The organism is Streptomyces phytophilus, from assembly GCF_013870535.1.
Taxonomy (GTDB): domain Bacteria; phylum Actinomycetota; class Actinomycetes; order Streptomycetales; family Streptomycetaceae; genus Streptomyces; species Streptomyces phytophilus.
Genome location: NZ_JACBXC010000559.1, coordinates 1 through 3,849, shown reverse-complemented (window position 1 = coordinate 3,849; position 3,849 = coordinate 1). Strand labels below are relative to the sequence as shown.

Below are 3,849 nucleotides of genomic sequence, written 5' to 3'. Positions count from 1 at the left end.
CTCGGAGTACCACGGCCGTTACGGGGACGGCGTGGGCGTCGCGGAGTTGACGCGCTTCCACCGGCCCCGGCTGGAGGTGCTGGCCGCGGCGGAGCCGGACGTGCTGGCGCTGGAGACGGTGCCGGGGATGACGGAGGCGGTGGCGCTGCTGCGGGCGGCGGCGGGGCTGGGGGTGCCGGTGTGGCTGACGTACACGGTCGCGGGCGGGGAGACCCGGGCGGGCGAGCCGCTGGCGGACGCCTTCGCGCTCGCGGCGGACGACGCGGGGGTGGCGGCGGTGGGCGTCAACTGCTGCGCGCCGGAGGACGTCGCGTACGCGGTGGAGACGGCGGCGCGCGTCACGGGCAAGCCGGTGGTGGCGTACCCGAACAGCGGCGAGGGCTGGAACGCCGAGGCCCGCACCTGGCGGGGCCCCGGCTCGTTCGACGCGGCCGTTGCGCCGAGTTGGCACCGCGCGGGCGCGGCGGTACTGGGCGGCTGCTGCCGCGTCGGCCCCGAGTCGATCGCCGCCCTGGCGACGGAACTGCACGGGGAGGGCAAGGCCCGGTGACCGCTGCTCCCACCCGAGAGCACCGCTCCGCACGGTGAGCACGTCTCGGACCTGCGAGCACTGCTCTGCGCAGTGACCACCGCTCGAACCCGAGAGCACCGCTCCGCGCCGTGAGCATGCCGCGGACCCGAGAGCACCGCTCTGAGCAGCGACCATCGTACGGACCCGAGAGCACCGCTCTGCACGGTGAGCAGCGCTCTCGGCCGTGACCACCGTACGGATCCGAGAGCACCGCTCCGCGCGGTGAGCACTGCTCTCGGCCGTGGCCGCCGCACTCCGTTGAGAGCGCTGCTCTCCCGCCCGACCGCTGCTCTCGCACGAGAGCACCGCTCTCGTCGGCGAGCGCTGCTCCCCGCCCCGCCCCCGAAACCCGATGGCCCCCGCCCCACCCGCCGCGAAATACTCGCTCACGTGTTCCTGACCATTACCGCGACCGGCACCGACGCCGCGCCCGCCACCGACCTCGGCTTCCTCCTGCACAAGCACCCCGGCAAGGCGCAGGAGTTCGCCACCTCCCGCGGCACGGCCCACGTCTTCTACCCCGAGGCGACCACCGCCCGCTGCACCGCCGCGCTCCTCCTCGAAGTGGACCCCGTCGGCCTGGTGCGCGCCGCCAAGGGCAAGGGCAGGGGCGGCAAGGGCAAGAGCCCCGACTCCGCCCTCGCGCAGTACGTCAACGACCGCCCCTACGCCGCGTCGTCCCTCCTCGCCGTCGCGCTCAGCCGCGTCTTCAGGACCGCCATGTCCGGCTCCAGCCGCACCCACCCCGAGCGCGCCGCGCAGCCGCTGCCGCTGCGCATCGAGGTCCCCGCCGTCGCCGCCCGCGGCGGCACCGGACTCGTCACCCGCCTCTTCGCACCCATGGGCTGGCAGGTCACCGCCGACGCCGTGCCGCTCGACCCCGCCTTCCCCGAGTGGGGCGACTCGCGGTACGTGTCGCTCGTCCTGGACGGCGAGGTCCGCCTCTCCGACGCCCTGCGCCACCTGTACGTGCTGCTGCCGGTGCTCGACGACGCCAAGCACTACGGCGTCGCCCCCGACGAGGTCGACAAGCTGCTGCGCGCCGGCGAGGGCTGGCTTGAGGACCACCCGGAGCAGCGCCTCATCACTGGCCGCTACCTCTTCCGCCGCTGGTCGCTGGCCCGCGAGGCGCTGGAGCGGCTGGAGCTGGCCCGCCTCGCCGAGTCCGACGACGCCGAGCCGGAGGAGTTGGACAACGCCGTCGACGAGACGACGGACACCGAGGAGAAGCCGGTGCCGCTCGCGGTGCAGCGCCGCGCCGCCATCGCCGGGGCGCTGCGCGCCGCCGGCGCGGCCCGTGTGCTCGACCTCGGCTGCGGCCAGGGCCAGTTGGTCAAGGAGCTGCTCGACGACACGCGGTTCACGGAGATCGTCGGCGTCGACGTGTCCGTACGCGCCCTCGCCGCCGCCGCCGCCCGCCGGCTGCGGCTGGAGCGCATGGGCGAGCGCCAGGCCGCGCGCGTGTCGCTGCTGCAGAGTGCGCTCACGTACACGGACCGCCGGCTCGCGGGCTACGACGCCGCCGTGCTGAGCGAGGTCGTGGAGCACGTCGACCCGCCCCGGCTGCCCGCCCTGGAGTACGCCGTCTTCGGCTCCGCGCGCCCCGCGACGGTGGTCGTGACGACCCCCAACTCGGAGTACAACGTGCGCTGGGAGTCTCTGCCCGCCGGCCACGTCCGGCACGCGGACCACCGCTTCGAGTGGACCCGGGCGGAGTTCCGCGACTGGGCCGGGCCGGTGGCGGCGCGGTTCGGCTACGCCGTGGCGTACGCGGGCGTGGGCCCGGACGACCCGGAGGTCGGCCCGCCCACCCAGCTCGCAGTCTTCACCAGGACCGACACCAGGCCCGACACCAGGCCCGACACCCGCACCACCCCCGGCACCCGCAACGCCCCCGCCCCCGCCCCCGCCCCCGAAACCCGCGCCCCTGAAACCGCCCCCGGCACGGCCGGCACCCGCACCGACACCCCGAAGGAGGCGTCATGAGCGACACCACCCCGGCCCCCGCCCCCGGCACCCCGCCAGAGCCCCGCCGCCTCGGCGTCCCCGACCTCTCCCTCGTCGTGCTCATCGGCACCACCGGCTCCGGCAAGTCCACCTTCGCCCGCCGCCACTTCAAGCCCACCGAGGTCCTCTCCTCCGACTTCTGCCGCGGCCTGGTCGCCGACGACGAGAACGACCAGTCCGCCTCCGGCGACGCCTTCGACGTCCTGCACTACATCGCCGGGAAGCGCCTCGCCGCCGGCCGCCTCACCGTCGTCGACGCCACCAGCGTCCAGCCGGAGGCCCGCCGCCAGCTCGTCCGCCTCGCCCGCGAGTACGACGTGCTGCCCGTCGCCATCGTCCTCGACGTCCCCGAGGGCGTCTGCCGCGAGCGCAACGCGGCCCGCCCCGACCGCGCCGGCATGGGCGCCCACGTCATCCCGCGGCAGCGCCGCGAGCTGCGCCGCGGCCTGCGCGGACTGCAGCGCGAGGGCTTCCGCGCCGTGCACCACCTGCGCGGCACCGCCGAAGTCGACGCCGCCCAGGTCGTGCTGGAGCGCCGCTACAACGACCTGGCCCACCTCACCGGCCCGTTCGACCTCGTCGGCGACGTCCACGGCTGCGCGAGCGAGCTGGAGGCGCTGCTGGCGAACCTCGGGTACGAGGACGGGGTGCACCCCTCGGGCCGTACCGCGGTCTTCGTCGGCGACCTCGTCGACCGCGGTCCGGACAGCCCCGGTGTGCTGCGCCGCGTGATGGGCATGGTCGCCAAGGGCAGCGCGCTGTGCGTGCCCGGCAACCACGAGAACAAGCTCGGCCGCCTCCTGCACGGCCGCAACGTCAAGCTCACCCACGGCCTCGCCGAGACCGTCGAGCAGCTGGAGCGCGCGGAGGTGGCGGAGCCCGGGTTCCGCGAGCGGGTGCGGACGTTCGTCGACGGGCTCGTCAGCCACTACGTCCTCGACGGCGGCCGGCTCGTCGTCAGCCATGCCGGGCTGCCGGAGAAGTACCACGGCCGCACGTCCGGCCGGGTGCGTTCCTTCGCGCTGTACGGGGACACCACGGGCGAGACCGACGAGTACGGGCTGCCGGTGCGCTACCCGTGGGCCGAGGAGTACCGCGGCCGCGCCGCCGTCGTCTACGGCCACACCCCGACGCCGGAGGCGTCGTGGATCAACAACACCCTCTGCCTGGACACCGGTTGCGTCTTCGGCGGCAAGCTGACCGCGCTGCGCTGGCCGGAGCGCGAGCTGGTCGACGTGCCGGCGGAGCGCGTCTGGTACGAGCCGGTCAAG

General features: G+C 75.1%; 3 protein-coding genes. All 3 read left to right on the top strand.

Translation table 11 applies throughout. The features are described 5' to 3' along the window. Nucleotides 1-550: homocysteine S-methyltransferase family protein (locus tag H5J30_RS21240; protein WP_181788985.1), on the top strand; the 550-nt coding region annotated here is incomplete at its 5' end. Between the two features lie 411 nt (nucleotides 551-961). Continuing rightward, nucleotides 962-2,557: a 3' terminal RNA ribose 2'-O-methyltransferase Hen1 gene (locus H5J30_RS21235; RefSeq protein WP_309505595.1), complete on the top strand. Its 1,596-nt coding sequence runs from the start codon at nucleotides 962-964 to the stop codon at nucleotides 2,555-2,557. After that, a partial coding sequence (locus tag H5J30_RS21230; protein WP_181788984.1) for an AAA family ATPase occupies nucleotides 2,554-3,849 on the top strand: 1,296 nt, incomplete at its 3' end. The genes H5J30_RS21235 and H5J30_RS21230, both read left to right, overlap by 4 nt.